General features: G+C 46.5%; 17 protein-coding genes. 12 read left to right on the top strand and 5 right to left on the bottom strand.

The genetic code is table 11. The features are described 5' to 3' along the window. Positions 1 to 141: 141 nt before the first annotated feature. From rimP to B2337_RS11565, 12 genes are all read left to right on the top strand, one after another. Positions 142 to 588, top strand: coding sequence for a ribosome maturation factor RimP (gene rimP, locus B2337_RS11620; RefSeq protein WP_292361660.1), 447 nt, complete (start codon positions 142 to 144; stop codon positions 586 to 588). 75 nt (positions 589 to 663) lie between these two features. Continuing rightward, the gene (gene nusA, locus B2337_RS11615) at positions 664 to 2178 is read left to right on the top strand and encodes a transcription termination factor NusA (protein WP_292415006.1); all 1515 of its coding nucleotides are present in this window, start codon (positions 664 to 666) and stop codon (positions 2176 to 2178) included. Between the two features lie 3 nt (positions 2179 to 2181). Next, the gene (infB, locus tag B2337_RS11610; RefSeq protein ID WP_292361662.1) at positions 2182 to 4977 is read left to right on the top strand and encodes a translation initiation factor IF-2; all 2796 of its coding nucleotides are present in this window, start codon (positions 2182 to 2184) and stop codon (positions 4975 to 4977) included. Continuing rightward, positions 4977 to 5378 carry a 30S ribosome-binding factor RbfA gene (rbfA, locus tag B2337_RS11605; RefSeq protein ID WP_292361663.1) on the top strand — a complete coding sequence of 134 codons (402 nt, stop codon included), beginning with the start codon at positions 4977 to 4979 and terminating at the stop codon, positions 5376 to 5378. Before infB ends, rbfA begins: the two co-directional genes overlap by 1 nt. 9 nt (positions 5379 to 5387) lie before the next feature. Next, positions 5388 to 6317 carry a tRNA pseudouridine(55) synthase TruB gene (gene truB, locus B2337_RS11600; protein ID WP_292415005.1) on the top strand — a complete coding sequence of 310 codons (930 nt, stop codon included), beginning with the start codon at positions 5388 to 5390 and terminating at the stop codon, positions 6315 to 6317. A gap of 129 nt (positions 6318 to 6446) precedes the next feature. Continuing rightward, positions 6447 to 6716, top strand: coding sequence for a 30S ribosomal protein S15 (rpsO, locus tag B2337_RS11595; protein ID WP_278361242.1), 270 nt, complete (start codon positions 6447 to 6449; stop codon positions 6714 to 6716). Positions 6717 to 6907: 191 nt separating this feature from the next. Further along, the gene (gene pnp / locus B2337_RS11590) at positions 6908 to 9001 is read left to right on the top strand and encodes a polyribonucleotide nucleotidyltransferase (RefSeq protein ID WP_292415004.1); all 2094 of its coding nucleotides are present in this window, start codon (positions 6908 to 6910) and stop codon (positions 8999 to 9001) included. Between the two features lie 257 nt (positions 9002 to 9258). Further along, positions 9259 to 9951 carry a MotA/TolQ/ExbB proton channel family protein gene (locus B2337_RS11585; RefSeq protein ID WP_292415003.1) on the top strand — a complete coding sequence of 231 codons (693 nt, stop codon included), beginning with the start codon at positions 9259 to 9261 and terminating at the stop codon, positions 9949 to 9951. After that, positions 9941 to 10339, top strand: coding sequence for an ExbD/TolR family protein (locus B2337_RS11580; RefSeq protein WP_292415002.1), 399 nt, complete (start codon positions 9941 to 9943; stop codon positions 10337 to 10339). Before B2337_RS11585 ends, B2337_RS11580 begins: the two co-directional genes overlap by 11 nt. Further along, positions 10336 to 10767 (top strand): ExbD/TolR family protein, encoded by a 432-nt coding sequence (locus B2337_RS11575; protein WP_292415001.1) that lies wholly within the window; start codon positions 10336 to 10338, stop codon positions 10765 to 10767. The genes B2337_RS11580 and B2337_RS11575 overlap by 4 nt, the downstream gene beginning before the upstream one ends. After that, positions 10760 to 11581 (top strand): energy transducer TonB, encoded by an 822-nt coding sequence (locus tag B2337_RS11570; RefSeq protein ID WP_292415000.1) that lies wholly within the window; start codon positions 10760 to 10762, stop codon positions 11579 to 11581. The genes B2337_RS11575 and B2337_RS11570 overlap by 8 nt, the downstream gene beginning before the upstream one ends. A gap of 70 nt (positions 11582 to 11651) precedes the next feature. After that, complete coding sequence (locus B2337_RS11565; RefSeq protein WP_292361670.1) at positions 11652 to 12413, top strand: ATP-binding protein; 762 nt, start codon at positions 11652 to 11654, stop codon at positions 12411 to 12413. 59 nt (positions 12414 to 12472) lie between these two features. On the opposite strand, the gene B2337_RS11560 is transcribed toward B2337_RS11565, so the two are convergent. Genes B2337_RS11560 through B2337_RS11540 form a run of 5 tightly spaced genes read right to left on the bottom strand, consistent with a single transcriptional unit; the run spans position 12473 to position 20119 of the window. Then, the gene (locus B2337_RS11560) at positions 12473 to 13768 is read right to left on the bottom strand and encodes a sensor histidine kinase (protein ID WP_292414999.1); all 1296 of its coding nucleotides are present in this window, start codon (positions 13766 to 13768) and stop codon (positions 12473 to 12475) included. Next, on the bottom strand, positions 13758 to 14435 hold the full coding sequence (locus B2337_RS11555) for a response regulator transcription factor (RefSeq protein ID WP_292361672.1): 678 nt from the start codon (positions 14433 to 14435) through the stop codon (positions 13758 to 13760). The genes B2337_RS11560 and B2337_RS11555 overlap by 11 nt, the downstream gene beginning before the upstream one ends. Then, positions 14435 to 17590 (bottom strand): efflux RND transporter permease subunit, encoded by a 3156-nt coding sequence (locus tag B2337_RS11550; protein WP_292414998.1) that lies wholly within the window; start codon positions 17588 to 17590, stop codon positions 14435 to 14437. The genes B2337_RS11555 and B2337_RS11550 overlap by 1 nt, the downstream gene beginning before the upstream one ends. Continuing rightward, complete coding sequence (locus tag B2337_RS11545) at positions 17583 to 18752, bottom strand: efflux RND transporter periplasmic adaptor subunit (RefSeq protein WP_292361674.1); 1170 nt, start codon at positions 18750 to 18752, stop codon at positions 17583 to 17585. The genes B2337_RS11550 and B2337_RS11545 overlap by 8 nt, the downstream gene beginning before the upstream one ends. Beyond that, positions 18749 to 20119, bottom strand: a complete 1371-nt coding sequence (locus tag B2337_RS11540; protein ID WP_292414997.1) for a TolC family protein — start codon at positions 20117 to 20119, stop codon at positions 18749 to 18751. The genes B2337_RS11545 and B2337_RS11540 overlap by 4 nt, the downstream gene beginning before the upstream one ends. Between the last annotated feature and the right edge of the window lie 18 nt (positions 20120 to 20137).

Here is a 20137-nt window from a genome sequence, read left to right as displayed (position 1 = left end):
CGGGCTCATAACCCGAAGGTCGTTGGTTCAAATCCAGCCCCCGCTACCAATAATAATGTTAAGACAGGACCCCTAATTGGGGTTTTTGTTTTTGTGGAGTTAAAATTGGGCCAATGGCCCTTTTTTTTTATTTGTTAGCCTATGGCCGTATCTGATCAAATTGAAAAACTAATTGAAGCACCGATTGAGTCGCTGGGGTACCAGCTGGTCGGTGTGGAATACATTCAGGGTGGACAAAATCCACTCCTCAGAATCTATATTGATGCAGATCAAGGCATAGGTATTGAAGATTGTGAGCGTGTCAGTCATCAGGTCAGCGGCATCCTCGATGTTGAAGACCCCATCAAAAAAGCCTATTCCCTCGAAATTTCCTCACCAGGATTTGATCGTCCTTTATTTAAAGAACGAGACTTCATCCGCTTTACTGGCTCGCCAGCAAAAATAACCACAAAATTACCTGTGGAAGGTCGACGGAATTTTACTGGAGTGCTTCAGGGCTTCGAAAATGGTGAAGTACTAATTGAAGTAGATGGCGAGGTTTACGCCTTACCATTGGCAAAGTTGGCTAAAGCACGACTGGTTGCCTGAAAAAGCGTATTATTTGCTGTTAATGAAAAAACTTAGTTTTGGATCAATCGCTTGCGTCGATCCACTGGGGGCGAGATGAATAATAAAGAAATTTTACTGGTTGTTGATGCCATGTCTAATGAAAAAGGCGTGGGGAAAGAAGTTATTTTTCAGGCGATAGAAGCGGCGTTAGCTATGGCTACCCGCAAACGCTATGAGATGGAAATAGATGCGCATGTTGCGATTGATCGCCTTACCGGTAACTATGAAACTTTCCGTCAATGGTTAATTGTTGACGATAATGACGAAACATTTGAATCTCCGGAAACCCAAATAAAACTATCGGATGCCCTGGCCAAACAGGCTGATGCTGAAGTCGGTGGCTATATCCGCGAACCAATGGAATCGGTTGAGTTTGGCCGTATAGCTGCGCAAACAGCAAAACAGGTTATCGTTCAAAAAGTTCGCGAAGCTGAACGTGCCCAAGTGGTCGATATGTACCGTGAAAAAGTCGGTCAAATGATTCATGGCACGGTTAAACGTGTGGAACGTGGCAATGTGACTTTGGATTTAGGCGGCAATGCTGAAGCGTTATTACCACGTGAAGAAATGATTCCGCGTGAAAATTTCCGCAGTGGTGACCGGGTTCGTGGTTATTTAAAAGAGATTCGTTCAGAAGCGCGTGGGCCACAACTTATTATCAGCCGCGTAGCGCCTGAATTATTAATTGAACTGTTCAGTCTTGAAGTACCTGAAATCGGGGACGGCATGATTGAAATCAAGGGGGCTGCCCGTGACCCCGGTTTACGAGCAAAAATTGCCGTTTTAGCTCACGAGCCAAGAATTGATCCGGTTGGCGCATGTGTCGGTATGCGTGGTTCACGTGTTCAGGCTGTGACCAATGAGTTGGCCGGTGAGCGTGTTGACATTATTCTATGGGATGAAGAACCAGCACGTTTTGCAATTAATGCCATGGCACCCGCTGAAGTATTATCCATCGTCGTTGATGAAGATGCGCACAGTATGGATATCGCCGTTGAAGATGGACAGTTATCACAAGCGATTGGTCGCGGTGGTCAGAATGTTCGATTAGCCAGCCAATTGACTGGTTGGGAACTGAATGTGATGTCTGCCTCAGATGCAGATCAGAAAGCAGAAACTGAAATCAGTTCATTGATTCAGACCTTTATGGCGGATTTGGATGTAGATGAAGACGTTGCCTTAATTCTGGCTCAGGAAGGTTTTTCTTCTCTCGAAGAAGTGGCTTATGTGCCGGAACAGGAAATGCTTGATATCGAAGAGTTTGATACCGATATTGTGAACGAGTTACGCTCACGTGCCAGAGATGTATTGCTGACACGGGCAATTGCCAGTGAAGAGCAGATTGAAAACGCTTCTCCTGCCGAAACGTTACAGGATTTGCCTGGAATGACTGCTGAGCTGGTTGCCAAACTGAATAGTCAGGGTGTTTTAACCGTTGATGACCTTGCAGATCAGTCCGTGGATGAATTGGTCGAAGTGGCTGGTATTGATGAAAAACAAGCTGCCGCATTTATCATGAAAGCACGTGAGTCATGGTTTGCCGACGAACAAACAGAAACAGGGGAGTAACCAATGAGTGACATGAAGGTTAAGGACCTGGCCGACACAGTCGGTATCACACCTGAGCGTTTAGTTGATCAGCTTAACGAAGCTGGCATTAAAGTTTCAAAGCCAGATGATCTGATTACTGAAGATCAAAAGCAAAGTCTGTTGCAATTTTTACAGCAAAGACATGGCAAAGTGGCGAATGATAAAGACGCATCACCGAAAAAAATCACACTGAAACGTAAATCAGTCAGTGAAATTAAATTAGGTGGTGGCACATCCCGTCAGGCTGGTAAAAGCGTCAGTGTTGAAGTTCGTAAAAAGAGAACTTTTGTAAAACGTAGTGAAGTTGAAACCAACACTCCTGCGGAAGAACCTGTTCCGGTAGCGACGCAGGCTCAGGCAAATGCAGAAGAAGTGGCTCGCCAGGAGCAGCTCCGACTGCAGGAAATTGCGCGCAAACAGCAAGAACAAAGCAGTCGTCAGCAAGAAGAATCTGAGCGTGAAGCTGCTGCGGTAGCCGCAGCAATTGAAGCTGAAAGACTGGCTGTTGAAGAAGCTCGTTTAGCGGCTGAAGAAGAGCAAAAGGCATTAGCAGAAGAAGCTAAAGTTAAAGAGCAAAAGCAATCGCAAACGGTTAAAAAGGCGCCTGCAAAACCCGAATTAACCGCGTCTCAATTAGCCCATAAAAAACTTGAAGAGGCCGATGCGAAACGTCGTGCAGCTAACCTCGCGAGAATTGATGCTGAAAAAGCCCTGGAAGCTCGTAAAAAAGCCCGTGAGGAAGAAGAAGCGTTAGAAAAAGCCAAAGAAGAAGCTCGCCTGGCGGCAGCTGAAGCCCAAGCCAAAGAACAGAAACCCGATCGTAAAGAGGCTGACGCTAAACACGTTGCAAGTAAAGACAAACCAGCACGTCGTGGTCGTTTTCAGCGTGATGATGAATTTGAGCGTAAAGAACTTCATGTCAGTGAAGGTAAAGGACGCCGTAAAAAGAAAAAAGGTGTTTCACAAAAAACGACTACAGTCGAAACGTCTACGGAACATGGCTTTTCCCGTCCAACCGCACCGGTTGTCCGTGAAGTCAGTGTGCCGGATACCATTTCAGTATCTGATCTGGCCCAGCGCATGTCAGTTAAAGCGGCCGAGGTTATCAAAGCCTTGATGGGTATGGGCACAATGGCCACTATCAATCAGGTTCTGGACCAGGATACTGCCGTTATTCTGGTAGAAGAAATGGGCCACGTAGCCAAACCAGTCCAGGAAAACGAAGTTGAACAGGCTCTTGAAGCCTCGATTGAAGTAACGGGTGAAGCACTTCCTCGCGCACCTGTTGTAACTGTAATGGGTCATGTTGACCATGGTAAAACCTCACTGCTGGATTATATCCGTCGTACTAAGGTGACATCTGGTGAAGCGGGTGGTATCACTCAGCATATCGGTGCATATAAGGTTGAAACTAGTCGTGGTGAAGTCACTTTTCTCGACACGCCCGGCCATGCGGCTTTCACTGAAATGCGTTCACGCGGTGCCAAAGTCACTGATATTGTGGTTCTGGTAGTAGCCGCAGATGATGGTGTGATGCCGCAAACCATTGAAGCTGTACAACATGCCAAAGCAGCCGGTTCAACGCTGATTGTTGCTGTTAACAAAATGGATAAGCCTGATGCCACTCCAGATCGGGTTAAGCAAGAATTAACCAACCACGAAGTTGTTCCCGAAGACTGGGGCGGTGATGTACAGTTTGTGCCTGTTTCAGCCTTAACGGGTATGGGCGTTGATGATTTACTGGATGCAATCTCACTGCAAGCTGAAGTGATGGAGTTAACTGCACCGGTTAAAGGGCCTGCCCACGGTACAGTGGTTGAATCGCGACTGGATAAAGGTCGCGGTACCGTTGTGACCGTACTGGTGCAGCGTGGTACTTTGAGAAAAGGTGACATCGTGGTGGTTGGCCAGGAATTTGGACGGGTTCGCGCCTTGTTCAACGAAAATGGCCAACAAATGGATGAAGCTGGTCCCTCAACTCCTGTTGAATTACTGGGTCTGTCCGGAACACCTGCATCGGGTGATGAGTTACAGGTGGCGCCGGATGATCGCACAGCAAGAGAAATTGCCAGCTTCCGTCAGACCAAAGCACGTGAACTGAAAATGGCACAACAGCAGGCTGCCAAGTTGGATGATATGTTCAACAAAATGGAAGCCGGCGATCTGAAAACACTGAATGTCGTCATTAAGGGTGACGTTCATGGTTCGGTTGAAGCTGTCAGTCAGGGTCTGCAGAAATTGTCGACCGATATGGTACAGGTCCGGGTTGTTGGTTCTGGTGTCGGCGGTATTAACGAAACTGACGCACAGTTAGCTGCCGCTTCTGATGCTATTCTGATCGGCTTTAATGTTCGCGCTGATAATACTGCGCGTAAAGTAATTGCTGAAAAAGGCCTGGATGTTCAATATTTCAGCATTATTTATGATTTGCTGGATGTGGTGACAAAAGCCATGACCGGTATGCTTGAGCCCGTCTATAAAGACGAAATTATCGGTCTGGCACGGGTTGATGATGTGTTCAGCTCTCCGAAATTTGGTGATATTGCAGGTTGTCTGGTCTTGGAAGGCAGCGTCAAACGTAACAACCCGATTCGTGTCTTGCGTGATAACGTGGTTATTTACGAAGGTGAACTGGAATCACTGCGTCGATTCAAAGATGATGTTAATGAAGTCAATGCCGGTACGGAGTGTGGTATTGGTGTGAAAAACTACAAAGACGTCAAACCGGGTGATCAAATCGAAGTCTTTGAACGTGTCCTGATGAAACCGAGTCTTTAATGGCAAGAGAATTTAGTCGCACAAATCGAATCAGTGAGGTCATGATGCGTGAATTGGCCTTGCTGATTCAGCATGATCTGGCTGATCCGCGTGTCAGTATGGTCACGGTGTCACATGTTGATGTGACATCCGATCTTAAATATGCGCGTATTTATGTGACACGGCTCAGTGGATTTGATTCAGAAGAAGCCGCCAAAGAATGTCTGGCAGGATTAAATAACGCTGCAGGGTTCCTGCGTCGGGCGCTGGCAAAGCGCGTAAAATTACGCATCATGCCGGAGCTGCAATTTCGTTATGACACCACGCTGGAACATGGCTTTTATATGGATGAACTGATCTCTAAGGCCAATGCCGATATCAAAGACGAACAAGAACCCGATTCAGAAACTGATAAAGATTGAGTTTCTCCGATGGCAAAACGCAGTAAAAAAGGTCGCGATATTACCGGTATCGTGATTATTGACAAGCCTACCGGATTGACCTCAAATCATGTTTTGCAACGCGTTAAACGATTATTTAATGCAAACAAGGCAGGACATACCGGTAGTCTCGACCCATTAGCAACCGGGGTATTACCTGTCTGCCTGGGCGAAGCTACCAAACTCTCCACCTATTTGCTGGATGCTGATAAACAGTATCAGGTGCGTTGCCAGCTAGGCATTCTCACCGATAGCGGTGATAGTGATGGTGACGTTATCGCTCAACAGAATATCCCGGATTATTCAGAGGAAAAACTGCAACGTATTTTGCAGGACTTTACCGGTGAGCTACAACAGATTCCGCCGATGTTTTCAGCCTTAAAACACCAGGGACAGCCACTATACAAGCTGGCTCGTCAGGGCATAGAAATCGAACGGAAATCTCGTCTGATTACCATCTACAGTATTGAATTGCTGGCCTGTGATGCTGACAGTTTTACCTTGCAGGTATCCTGCAGCAAAGGGACCTATATACGCACCTTAGTTCAGGACATTGCTGCCGCTTTAGGCAGTTGTGGACATGTCACTATGTTAAGACGTACGGATGCCGCTGGTTATGATTTAACCCAGGCATTAAGTCTGGAGAGGTTACAGGATTTGGCAGAACAACAAGGCTTACCGGGGCTTGATTCTCAATTATTACCTGCTCATGAAGCATTACCGGACTGGCCTGAAGTAAGACTGGATGCCGATATGTCTGCTGATATGCGTTTTGGTCGCAGTGTCACAACGGAATTTCAAGGTCATTGCGCAAAAGTCCGTCTATTTGATGTTCAGGATCAGTTTATCGGTCTGGGTGAATTAGCGCAGGACGGCACGGTGTCAGCAAAACGTTTGTTTGTTACCGGTGATACGGTTTAACCCGCTTGTGAATAGCAGATAAAACCGGTAAAATTCGCCACTCTTAAAAGGTTGGGTAATCCGGTTTAACCCGCTGGATTATTTCAGAATTTAACTCATAGCCAAAGGCTATAAAAAGTTGGAGTTTTTATGTCAATTACTGCAGAACAAAAGCAAGAAATCATCAAAAAATACGGTCGTACTGAAGGCGATACCGGCTCAGCTGAAGTTCAGGTAGCTCTGCTGACTGCCCGTATTACCAATCTTTCAGACCATTTTAAAACTAACATCCATGATCATCACTCACGTCAAGGTTTGTTAAAAATGGTTAGTGGTCGTCGTAAAATGCTCGACTACCTGAAAAAAACGGATATTAACCGTTACCGTGATTTAATTGCTGACTTAGGTCTGCGTCGCTAAATTACCCGACGTGATCTGCAAAACATCTCATCGAGCCTCCGCCAATATCTTTGGCATTAGGCTGGTGCGTTGACTGATATGCCCCTGAAATCCCCCGCGGTTTCAGGGGCATATTCATTTATGCGTTTATCGTTTTTTAAATCAGTGATGAAAAGGTTCATGGCTGATGTAGTCAAGAGAAGGAAATACTAGTGAATTCAGTAAAAAAGACAGTTCAGTTCGGTGAGCATACGCTTAGCCTGGAAACCGGAAAAATTGCTCGTCAGGCGGGTGGTTCCATTATTGCCAGTCTGGGTGAGACATCAGTGCTGGTAACTGTAGTCGGAAAGAAAAATGTAAATCCTGGCCAGGATTTCTTTCCGTTAACCGTAAATTATCAAGAACGTACTTATGCTGCAGGTAAAATACCCGGTGGGTTTTTCAAACGTGAGGGCCGCCCTTCAGAGAAAGAAACGCTGACATCCCGTCTGATCGATCGTCCATTACGTCCATTGTTTCCGAAAGGTTTCATTAATGAAGTTCAGGTAATTGCCACCGTAATGGCTTTAGACCCTGAAATTGATCCCGATATTCCAGCAATGATCGGTGCTTCTGCAGCGTTAGCTATCTCAGGTTTACCTTTTAATGGCCCATTAGGTGCCGCACGGGTCGGTTATGTTGATGGTAACTACATTCTGAATCCGTCTAAAAAACAATTAGCCAACAGCTCACTGGATTTAGTGGTTGCCGGTACTGTCAGTGCGGTCTTGATGGTGGAATCAGAAGCTTCTGAATTGCCAGAAGAAGTGATGTTAGGCTCAGTTATGTATGGCCATCAACAAATTCAGACAGCAATCAAACTGATTGATGAATTGAAAGCCGAAGCTGGCAAACCGGCTTGGGATTGGACTGCTCCGGAAAAAGATGATCGTCTATATAATGCGGTTAAAGAGCAAGCGTTTGAAGGCATTAAAACGGCTTACGCTATCAGCGATAAAATGCAGCGTCAGGATCAACTCTCAGAAATTCGTCAAGCCGCTGTTGAGGCATTAGTCAGTGAAGATGGTGAATGGTCTGAAGATGAAGTGAAAGGTTTGTTCGGTAAACTGGAAAAAGAACTGGTTCGTGGTCGTATTATCGCCGGTGAACCACGTATTGATGGTCGAGATACCAAAACTGTACGTCCAGTATTCGTTGAAACTACTGTATTACCACGTGTGCATGGTTCTGCATTGTTCACCCGTGGTGAAACTCAGGCGATTGTGGTGGCAACTTTGGGTGCGGAACGTGATGCACAGATGATTGATGCCGTTGAAGGTGAATACCGTGATCGCTTTATGCTGCATTACAATTTCCCACCATTCTGTGTTGGTGAAACCGGTTTTGTTGGTTCACCGAAACGTCGTGAAATTGGTCATGGAAAATTAGCTAAACGCGGTATCCAGGCGGTTATGCCAACTGCTGAAGAATTCCCGTATGTGGTTCGCGTCGTATCTGAAATCACTGAATCCAATGGTTCAAGTTCAATGGCCTCTGTCTGTGGTACCTCATTGGCGTTAATGGATGCCGGTGTACCCATTAAAGCACCTGTTGCCGGTATTGCGATGGGTCTGATTAAAGAACCAGATGGTTATGCCGTTTTGACCGATATTCTGGGGGATGAAGATCATCTGGGTGATATGGACTTTAAAGTGGCCGGTACCGAAAAAGGTGTGACGGCACTGCAAATGGATATCAAGATCGAAGGTATCAACGAAGAAATCATGCGTACTGCACTGGCGCAAGCCCGTGATGGTCGTCTGCATATTCTGGAAAAAATGAATGCAGTGATCTCAACGCACCGTCAGGAAATGTCCGAATTTGCACCACGTATTATCACTGTGAAAATTCATGCTGATAAAATTCGTGATGTTATCGGTAAAGGTGGCGCAACCATTCGTGCAATCACCGAAGAAACCGGTGCAACTATCGATATTCAGGATGATGGCACCGTGATGATTTTCTCTTCGGATTTCAATGCGGGTCAGGATGCATTACACCGTATTGAGCAAATCACCGCTGAAGTTGAAGTCGGCAAGGTCTATCAGGGCCGTGTTGCCAAGCTGATGGATTTTGGGGCGTTTGTCACGATTCTGCCAGGTAAAGATGGACTGGTACATATTTCACAAATCTCTGATGAGCGTGTGGAAAATGTCAGTGATAAACTGTCTGAAGGTGACATGATTGAAGTGAAGGTACTGGAAGTTGACCGTCAGGGCCGTATTCGCCTGAGTATGAAAGCTGTTCATGAAGTGGCTGCAGAATAATTCAGTCAATTCAGGTTTGATTTGGAAGCCCCGCCTAGCGGGGCTTTTTTTTGAACATCACAATAAAAACCTATAGCTGTAACACGGATTACGACGGAACTATTGTTGTAATTTAAGCAATAAGCAAGGGTTCGCCATAGAAGATTTCTTTGCAAAGCTAAATGATAACTATTATCATTAAAGCTGTTTGAATATAAGGAATCATTCATGATGCGCACAAATTTGATCATTGGCTTCAATCCGGTCTTTGCTCAGCGATGAACGAAAACACATCTTCTTCCTTTTTAACGCTGTTGCAACAGTTACTTGAAGTAGGCGGCCCTGTTGTGTGGATTTTGCTGGGGTTTTCGATTATTGCGGTCAGTATTGTTTTAATCAAAACATGGCAAATATTATTAATCTCACCCGAATCAACGAAAACAGCAAAAAAAGCCATTGCCTTGTGGAAACAAAACGAGCCTGAGCAGGCTATTCTGCAGCTGAAAATCTCCAAACCATTGGATGAGTTACTGGCATTGAGCATGGAAGGACTGAGGCAGACCGAGATACCGGTCGGCTTACTCAGGGAAGAGTTGCAACGTGTTGCCAGCTTGCGTATCAGTCAATTACGCAGTTATCTGCGTCCTCTGGAAGTGATTGCCAGTTTAAGCCCTTTACTGGGCTTGTTTGGTACGGTTATGGGCATGATCCTCGCTTTTCAGCAGATGGAACAAGCCGGTAGTCAGGTTGATCCTGCTGTACTTTCCGCGGGGATTTGGCAGGCCTTATTAACCACTGCGGTTGGTCTGGCGGTGGCAATACCGGCTGTGCTGGCGCATAACTGGTTAGAGCGTAAAACGGAGCGAGTTACAGCGCTGATAAATGATGGGGTAACTCAGGTCTTTACACACGCCCCATTTATCAATCCAAAGGCAGCTGTTTGCAGCGAAAGCTTTAAAAATGTTGCTTGAACAACCATTTTCGGCAAAACGCAGAATGATTAGTCTGACACCTTTAATTGATGTGGTGTTTATTCTGTTACTTTTTTTCATGTTGTCTTCCGGTTTTACCCACTGGCGACAAATGGATATTACCGCTGCCAGTGAATCCTACAATACAGATGAAATACGTACTCAGTATCATCTTGTATTACAGACCGCTGGAGAATATGAGTTCGATAAAAGACGTTACCCGCTATCAAAGCTCAGCCCCGTAAAACAAACGCGTACTGAAGATAAACGGAGTGTATTTGTTGTCTCGGTGGCAGAGGGGGTAACAACTCAGCAGTTGATTGATTTTCTGGATCAATTGAAAACCATCGGCGTTGAAAAAGTCAGTCTGGCAGGTTTAGCCATATGATACTTATCCCAAATCATGCCCCGCGAGGTAATCAACCTGATGACAATATGATCCCATTGATTAATATTGTGTTTTTGATGCTGATCTTTTTTCTGATTGCCGGGCAATTAACTTCCAGTGATTTTATCAAAATCCAACCGCCAACATCCCAGCAGCAATCGGCTCTGCAGGAACATGATGCTGTTTTGCTGGTGTCTTCCAGAGGGCAATTGGCCTTTAATGATATGTTGCTGGAAGCCGATGCCTTAACGGATTTGTTAAAACAGGCAATATCGGAAACGAATAATGCCCAATCATTCAAACTACTGATTAAAACGGATGCATCTGTCCCTGCTAACAAGTTAACTGAGTTACTGAAAAGAGTTCGTGCCGCCGGAATACTGCGGGTGTCACTGGCAACGCAGACCCAAAGCAATAAACATGATTAAATTTCGATACTGGGTATTGGCAATTTTGAGCGCCATATCAATTCATGTCTTTGCGTTTGGTATGTATACGCTCAAACACCAGCCCCGGCTTCAACCTGTTGCCCCCATAAAGGAAGCTGGGATTGAGATTGATATCAGCATGCTGGATGCCACCACCATGGAGAAACAACAGGCTACTGCCACCTCAGAACCATTGACCAACATTGAAGAAGAATCCGCAATCACTGAGGTTCAGGAACGCAATGATACGCCAGTGCAAGTTGAGGAAAAAATCAGCAAAACTGAAGCGGTAAAACCCTTGCAGCAAACGGAGATAAAAAAGGCCGTTAATAGCGCGCCACTTTCCGATAACGCTGAACCTGAACCTGATAGCTCAGAGGTGCTTGCTGCCACATCTGCTCCGGCAGAGAAACCAACAGCAAATTCTGAAAAGCAATTGGAAAAAACGCAAATTGCCGAGCAAGGTGAGTCAGCTGAGAGCAGTTCAATCTCCAGTCAAACTGTTTCAGCTTTGCAACAGGCAGCTCAACAGACCTATTTCAATTTACTCGCCAGAACGCTGGCAGAGCAAAAGCGTTATCCAAGCATTTCCAGACGCCGTGGAGAGCAGGGTGTGGTGCAGTTATTTTTTGTCGTCAACCGTGATGGCAAAATCAAAGCCTCACGTATTGATGCCAGCTCTGGATATCAGCGCCTGGATCAGGCAGTGGTGGAAATGCTGGAAAAGGCACAACCATTACCGGCTTTTCCTGCTGAGATGTCACAGCAGCAATTGGAAGTAAAAGTGCCTATTGCATTTGAATTAAGCAGTTGACGTTCATCAGAGTCAGGCACCATCATAGTATTAAAATCCACGTAACAATGCAGTATCAGGAGCACAGCAGATGAATAATCTGGATTGGCATCAAATTCACGCTGCGGTATGGCGTGCCCATACGCAGAAGCTCAAAGCGATTACCCGGCTTGACTCAATTCGGTTGGATCAACTCATCGGCATTGAGGAACAAAAACAGCAGCTGGTTGAAAATACCCGTCGATTTGTTAACGGTGAAAGCAGTAATCACGCTTTGTTATGGGGTGCCAGAGGTACCGGTAAATCTTCACTTATCAAAGCATTATTAAACGAGTTTGCTGGTGAGGGATTACGTATGTTGCAGATCGATAAGGCAGAGCTTGGCTGGTTGCCGGAAATCCTTGATGATCTGGAAGATCGGCCATTCCGTTTTGTGATCTTCTGCGATGATTTGTCCTTCGAACCAGGTGATGAAGGATTTAAGCCTCTTAAAAGTCTGTTGGAAGGTGGCCTGGAGTTACCTCCGGAACATGTCAGAATTTATGCTACTTCAAACCGACGGCATCTGATGCCGGAACAACAAGCCGAAAATCAGGCCAGCCGGGTGGTGGATGGTGAGGTTCACTACACTGATAGTCTGGAAGATAAGTTAGCCCTGTCAGATCGGTTTGGCTTGTGGTTATCATTCTATCCACCGAGTTGGGAGACCTATCTGGCGATGGTGGATATTCTGTTTGAAAATGTAGATGTGAATCAGGCAATGCTCCATGAGCAGGCTAAGCAATTTGCCATGCGACGAGCCAGCCATAGTGGCCGCACAGCAGTACAGTTTTATCGCCAGTTTCTGAGTTGAAACGGAGCAGCTGATTTTTTATCGTCACAACAGTGGCATATTTACACAAATCAACAGTCTTAGCTGCTTTGTTGGTGGCTGATATCCAGCATCACATTATGGCCATTTTCGTTGGCAATATTCTGATAATACCAGCCGAGTTTTTCGGTTAACTGTGCGGTAAGTTGCAGACCGAGACCAAATCCCAGTTCCGTTGGAGCCACATCCATATCAGCGTCAAACTGACGATTGACGATACTGATCCGTGGACCTTGCTGGCTGATAATGACCTGACCTTCCCAGGTATGCTGAAAGGCATTGCGGATCAGGTTACCCAAGACAATTCTTGCCGCCACGGCACTTAGCGAACATTGATATGGGTGGGTTTCCACAATAAGTTCAACCGTTTTATTACGCAGCAGATAACGCATCTCTTCAGTGATTTCCAGCAGCAACTTATCAATTTCAACCACTGATTCTGGCAGTTTTTCATTATCCTCACGGCTTAACCAGAGTAATGTTTCAGTGAGATGCTGCATGGTAATACTGGCACGATCAATCCGATCGGCAATATCCCGCTGCATCGGATTCAATGTGGACGAATTCTGCTGTAATACTTTGTACTGCAATTCAATATTGTTGCGGATAACACTGATAGGCGTTCGTAATTCATGGCTGGTATAACGCAGGAATCGATGTTCTCGATCCAGGCTGCGTTGCACGGACGACAGACTGTTCTGGATCAGTTTCGCCATTTGATTCAGTTCAGGATACAGAAAGTCCGGGGCTGGTTGTGAGAGATTTTCAGGGGTTAATGATTGGGTCCAGGCATTCAGCCGTGACACAGGGGTTGAGATACTGCGCATTAACAGCCAGGTAATCAGCATTAGTGTCAGCGCGATTAAGGCACTGACACCTAATAATAACCGCATGCTGTCGGCCATATTCCGGCTCATCAAACTGGAAACATTCTCGCGGGAAAGGGTTCTGCTGATGTAGACCGATTCATTTGCCAGATCGACTTTGAGGGCGAAATACACCTTGTCCGGACGATTCAACCAGTGTGAATCATCCTGTTTAACTAATTCGCCACTGCGCTGCGGTGGTTCAGCTAATACCTGACGAATCTCTGGTGGTTGTGATTCCCAGCTCCCGGAAAGCTGGCTGCCTCTATAATTAACCAGTTCATCATCGGCAAGTGATTTGTTATTGGCGAGATAGGTCAGCGCGGCGTTTTCCATACCACCGGTCACAATATTGTCCATGCCGCGAATAAAAAAATGAGCACTTAACAGGGAATAACCAAGCACAATAGTGCCGCCAAACAATAGAAAGCTGACGGTCACCAGGCGTTTCAGGCTGATTTTACGTTTCATTATCATCCCTGATAGCAATGCCTACACCTGGAATAGTATGTAGTAATGCTGTTGCAAACTCACCATCAATCGTTTTACGTAAATGGTGCAGATGGACTTTCAGGCTGTCACTGTCAGGCACTTCCTCACCCCACACGGCAATTTCAAGCCGTTGACGGCTGACAACATTCGGTGACTCGCGTAATAACAATTCCAGAATTCGCCAGCCAGTCGGTGATAAGTGCAGATTGATATCGGCTCTGCTTAACTGACGTTGCTGTAGATTCATCTGCAAATCACCACAGCGAAGCAGCTGCGTTTGTCCGCTCCTTCTGCGTGATAATGCCTGGATCCGCATCACCAGTTCTTTTAATTCAAACGGTTTCACCAGATAGTCATCCGTACCCGCAGTAAAACCTGCTTGTTTATCGGTCAGCTGATCGCGTGCAGTGAGCATTAATACGGGTATATCCGACCCTTCACTGCGCAAACGTTCACATACTGTCAAACCGTCAATACGTGGGAGGTTTAAATCCAGTAACAGCACATCGTAATAATTTTCCTCCAACAGGTTCAGACCAGCAGAGCCGTTACTGGCATGATCACAGCTGATGGCTTCCAGCTGCAGATAATCCATCACCGTTTGTGCCAGATCCAGATCATCTTCAATAAGTAACACACTAATCATCAGGCGGGTCCTTGTTCAGTTGCAGGCAATACGACTTTGCTGCCACGATGAAAATACTGCGCCACATCGTGTTGAATCATCAATAGCAAGGGGATTAATATCAATGTAATGACGGTGGCAAACATAATGCCGTAAGCCAAAGACACTGCAGCAGGAATCAAAAACTGTGCCTGTCTTGAGGTTTCTCCTAATAAAGGCATCAGACCGGCAAAAGTCGTGAAGGAAGTCAGTAATACCGCCCTCAGGCGATCACGGGCAGACATCAGGATAGCCTGACGTACATCGGTATATTCTTCCTTCAAATCATTAAATCGTGAGACCAGCAACAGACTATCGTTGACCACGACACCACTTAGCGCAATGATGCCGTTCAGTGACAGGATCCCCAAAGACAGATCATTCATCCAGTGACCCAGCAGTGCGCCAACAATACCAAAAGGGATGGCGGTCATGATTAATACCGGTTGAATATAGGATTTCAAAGGGATGGCCAGCAACATATAAATACCCAGCATGGCCAATAAAAACAGGTTAAGCATGGAAGATTGGGTTTCTTCCTGTTCAGCGGCTTCACCGGCAAAATAAATGGTTAATCCGGGATATTTGGCTTCCAGCTGTGGCACTACATCACGCCTGAGCTGGGCGACAAATTCAGTAACAGATAATTGATCCTTATCCACATCGGCCGACAGATAAATCGCTCGTTTGGCATCAATACGGGTAATGCTGTCACGGGTAAATCCATAGCTGATGTCGGCCACGCTGGACAACGGAATCACGGTTCCGTCATCCAGACGAACCCTGGATTTCAATACATCTGCCGGATTTTGCCGGTCAGCCTCCGGGTAACGGACTTTGACTTCAATTTCATCACTGTTGCGCTGATAACGTTGTACCACCTGACCAGCAAACCCTTGCAGGATTTGCCTCGCCAGTTCATCTGTACTGAGCCCCAGGGCCCGGCCTTGTTGATTCAGCTTAAGTTGTAATTGAGGCTGGCCGGGTTGCAGATTATCCTGCAAGCCGATAATACCCGGCATCGGTTCCAGTAACGAATAGAGCTCGGCCCCCGCCAGCGTCAGCACATCATCATCGTTGGATCGTAACTCAACTCGTAACGCATCATCTGCCTGACGGCCACTCTGAATTCGTAAACTGCGAACGGCTTCCGGCATACCCACACGTTTTTCCCATTCCCGGCGAAATTCGAATAAGTCATAAGGGGAATCGGAGGCTAATTCAACCGTCAAACCACCACTATGATCAGACTGCGAAAGCAGTTGCAGATTGGCTATTCCGCTTTTCGCTGAATCGGCATCATCTCGCAATGCTTTATCCGTTTCATAAGCTTTGCGCTCCATCATTATTAACGTTTCGTGGGTGCGGCCAAAACTGACATCTTTATGCATCGAGATATTTGCTCTGACCGTATCACCCGGAATCGCTGGGAAAAAGCTCATGCGGATAGTGCCATTAAAAGGCATTGAAAAGACGATAATAAATAACATCATAAATACCATCAGCAATCCGTAGCGAAACCGCAAAGCAAACTCGATAGCCGGTTGATAAATATGTTCGGCAAACCACTGTAAGCCACCATCAGCACCCTGCTGAATTTTGCGCCAACCAGTGGCAAATATGTTTTGAGAGGGTTTTTTATGGGTATTCAGATAAGCCAGATGGGCAGGAAGAATCAGCTTGGACTCAATCACGGACATGACTAACGCGATGGCCACGACCGCAGCAAACTGTGAATAAAGCTCACCCAGTCGTCCTTCAATCTGCGATAAGGCATAAAAGGCGACGACCGTGGTAAACACACCGAATAACGTCGGTACAGCTACCCGCATCGTACCTTTTATCGTGTTACGCAACGTGTCACCCTCACGGGATCGCACGCTATAAATACTTTCACCCACCACCACGGCATCATCGACGATGATGCCTAACGCCATTAGAAAGCCGAAGGTGGTAAACGAGTTGAGTGATAAACCGGCATAAGAATCGCCCATAAAAAACAGCGTGCCAAGAAACACAAAAGGCAGGCCCATGGCTACCCAGAAGGCCACCGTCAGATTTAAAAATACGGCGAGTAATATGAACACCAGCACAATACCGGTCAGGGCATTTTTAATCAGTAAATTTAACCGATCCATTATGCTGGTACTGCGGTCATACCAGGAGGCAAGCTGAACCTGTGCGGGAAGTTTGTTGCTGTTCTGCCATTGCTCAACGACTTCATAAGCATCGGCTACCGAGTCAGCGATATCATCCAGCCCTGTAGTCACAACCTGTACACCAATACTGTCTTTTGCCTGGAATCTGGACAAAATAGATGTTTCATCATCAAAACTATCGAGAATATAGGCCACATTGCCCAGTAAAAGCTGTTGGCCATCATCCCCGGTAATTACAGGGATTTTGGCAAAATCCTGTTTAAGATAAGCCTGTTCGGAGGCATTGAGTTGCAGATAGACATTTTCATTACGCAGAACAGCCGTCAGTGGCGTAGAAGAATTTGTATTGATGGCATTTTCAACGTCGCTTAATGACAGGCCATAGGATTGCAGTCGAGCATCGTCGATTTCAATCATCATCATCGGATCCAGCCAACCGGAAATGGTCACGCGGTTAATGTTGGATTTTGTCAGTAGATCCGCTTTCAATGACTCTGCAATTTGTTGCAGGCTGTGCCGATCAGTATCACCGTATAACTGTAACCAGATAGCATGTTCTTCCCGTTCTGCTTTACTGATAACAGGATTTTTGGCTTCTGCCGGAAAAGTGGATATGGCATCCACCTGAGCTTTCACATCACGCATCAACGTGTCGAGGTCATAGCCACTTTGCATTTCAACGGTCACGGTCACGCCACTGCGAGTTGACTCACTGGTCAGGGTCTTTATACCAATAATGCCTTCGAGTTGTTCTTCTATTTTGATCGCCAGACCTTCCTCTGACAGTTTTGCTGAGCCGCTGTCATAGGAGACTGAAATTGTCAGGCTGTCAGGCTCACTGCTGGGAAAGGCTTCTTTGCGTAAGTCACCCACGGTCATCAAGCCCATAATGATGACCAAAAACATCAACAGGTTAGCTGCGACCGGATTGGTAGCAAACCAGCCGATAATGCCACTGCGACCGATAATTTTACTCATAATCTACTGCCTCAATCGGCGCCACGGCCATGCCTTCAATATAGCTGCTGATGGGCTGCAGTAATATTTGATTTGCAGTTGCTTTCAAATTCTCAGGTGGATTGATATAGATAGAACGCTCATCACTAAACACTGGTGAGGTAGCAAATTTCGCCAGCTCCATATCTGCTGTGACATACCAGATCTCACCTCGTTGACTGAGGCTGGACGTTGGGACCTGCCAAAGCTCATCCATCTGACGACCACCCAGACTCACTTCGACAAATACACCAGGATAAAGCACGGGCTGTTGATCCAGTGGGTTTTCCACGCCAACAATCAATGAACGCTGACGAGTGGTTCCATCAAGATGTTGTTCCACGCGCAGGACTTTACCTTGCCAGCTTGCATCACCTTCTACAGCATGCAAATCGACAGGCCACTCTCCCGTCTTTAACATTTCGGGCTCCGGTAAGCTTTGCCACTCGCGATCTGACAGGGATACTTTCACTTCGACCCGGTCGGTGCTATATAACGAGGCGACTTGCGTGCCAGTTTGCAGATAACTGCCGGGCGAGACATCACGGGTGATCACCAATGCATCAAATGGTGCTCTGATAAGACTCTGTTGCAGATCTTTTTCAGCGCTGGCTAATAAGGCTTCAGCATTGGCCAGGCTGGCTTCAGCACTGGCCAATTGTGGAACGCGTAACACCAGATCAGAATCAGGATCGCCCTCAAGACCTGAAGCCAGCCATTCAGCCTGCGCTTGCAGACCTTGTCGTTCTTCCTGCAGGTAAAGCAGTCTGGCCTCAGCTACCTGCTGTTTTGCCGCTGCTACGGCGGCACGATAATCACTGTTTTCCAGACGTAACATCTCCTGGTCTTTTTTCAGACGGAATCCAGACTCAAACTGTGGTGATATTTGCTCAACCTGGCCCGCTACTTGTGCACTGAGATTAATACTGTAATGCGCCTCAGTTGAACCAAAAGCGCTGATACGTGATTGATAGCGACCAGGTGTGACTGTTTTGACTGAAACCTCAGGTCTTATCTCTGGCACTTCCCTTACTGGCAGTGGGCGGTTGGCATACCTATCGATCTGATATTGGGTGAAAAAGTATATGGCAACTAACGCACACAGAGCAGCTAAAAACACCAGCCATTGCAGTCGTTTTGTCATGCTTTAGCCTCCAGGCCCAATGCCAGTCCCAGAGAAATACGATTCAGTAATCGTTGATAAATCAGATCATCAAGCTGAGCCTGTAAATTATAGGTTTGTTGTTGCACGGTGAGCAGATCCAGGATAGTAAGCAGTCCACTACGATAATTCGCCTGATATTGACGAAGATTATTTTCGGCACTGGCCAGAGCCGTTTCGATATGCTGCTGTTGTTTTACCAGAGCCTGCTCCTGACTCAGTGCCTGTTCTATTTCTGTTACCGCATTGAGCAAGGTATCCCGGTATTGCTGGTAACTAATGGCTGTCTCCAGTTCACGTATTTCGGCTTCAGCACGCAATTGTCCACCTTGATATAACGGCGCAGTCAATTGGCCTAATAAGCTCCATACCGGCGCCGTAAATAAACTGGCCCGGGGAGAGCTGCCAACATCCTCTAAAACCGCCTGCAAACTCAGACTGGGCAACAAATCCTTATAAGCAACTTCCGTACGAGCACTGGATGCCTGGATAGCGGCATAAGCCGCGCGTAAATCCGGACGACGATTTAATGTCTGCTCTGGTAAATCGATAGCCGGGATGACCACGTCAGGATAATCTGCCGGAAGCGTAAATTCCGGATTGTTTACCTGTCCCACCAGCGTTTTCAGTTGAATGGTTTGCTGACGAAAACTTTCGGTTAAAGCTTCGATGTCGGCCGATGAGGAGGCAACAGCACTTCTCGCGCTATCCAGGTCTTCCAGTGTGCCGAGGCCCTGGCGATAGCGTTGTAATATAAAAAATTCAGTCTGTTGCAAACTGGCCTGACGCTGCTGTTCTATATCAAGCGCCCGTTGCTGGGCAATCAGCGTTAACCATACTTGCATCACTTCCGCTGCTAGCGTGTCACGGGCAGACTGATACAACAGGCTTTGTTCGGTAATATCCAGATCTGCCGCGCGTTCATTGTCAGCGAGTTTTCCCCATAAATCAGCCTGCCAGCTGACACTGAGATCAGCTCCGAAACGGGTATCACTGTCACTGCTGTTCTGCGCAGAGGCACCGGCACTGATAAAAGGACGTTTTTCGCCAGATGCCTGAATCCGCTGTGATTGCCGAATTTGCAGGGTTAATAGCATTTGTTGCAAGTCAGGGTTGGATTGCATCGCAATCTTCAGCAACTCGTCAAACATATCACTATCAACCAAATCGTTCAGATAAGCGACGTGAGTCTGTTGCGATAAATTTTGCCATTCATTAACCCGTTGCTGTTCTACTGAGATTAATTCAACGTAGTCAGGTTGTTCTGGCGTAATACTGCATGCTGACAGCATCAGCAATGGCAGATAAGCCAGCTTTTTTAGATATCGATCCGGGTTGATATTGCTCACCTGATATCGTGCTCCCTA

Source organism: Methylophaga sp. UBA3192, from assembly GCA_002363955.1.
GTDB lineage: Bacteria > Pseudomonadota > Gammaproteobacteria > Nitrosococcales > Methylophagaceae > Methylophaga.
The sequence above is the reverse complement of the archived record's forward strand: the minus strand, read 5'-3'. Positions and strand labels throughout refer to the sequence as shown.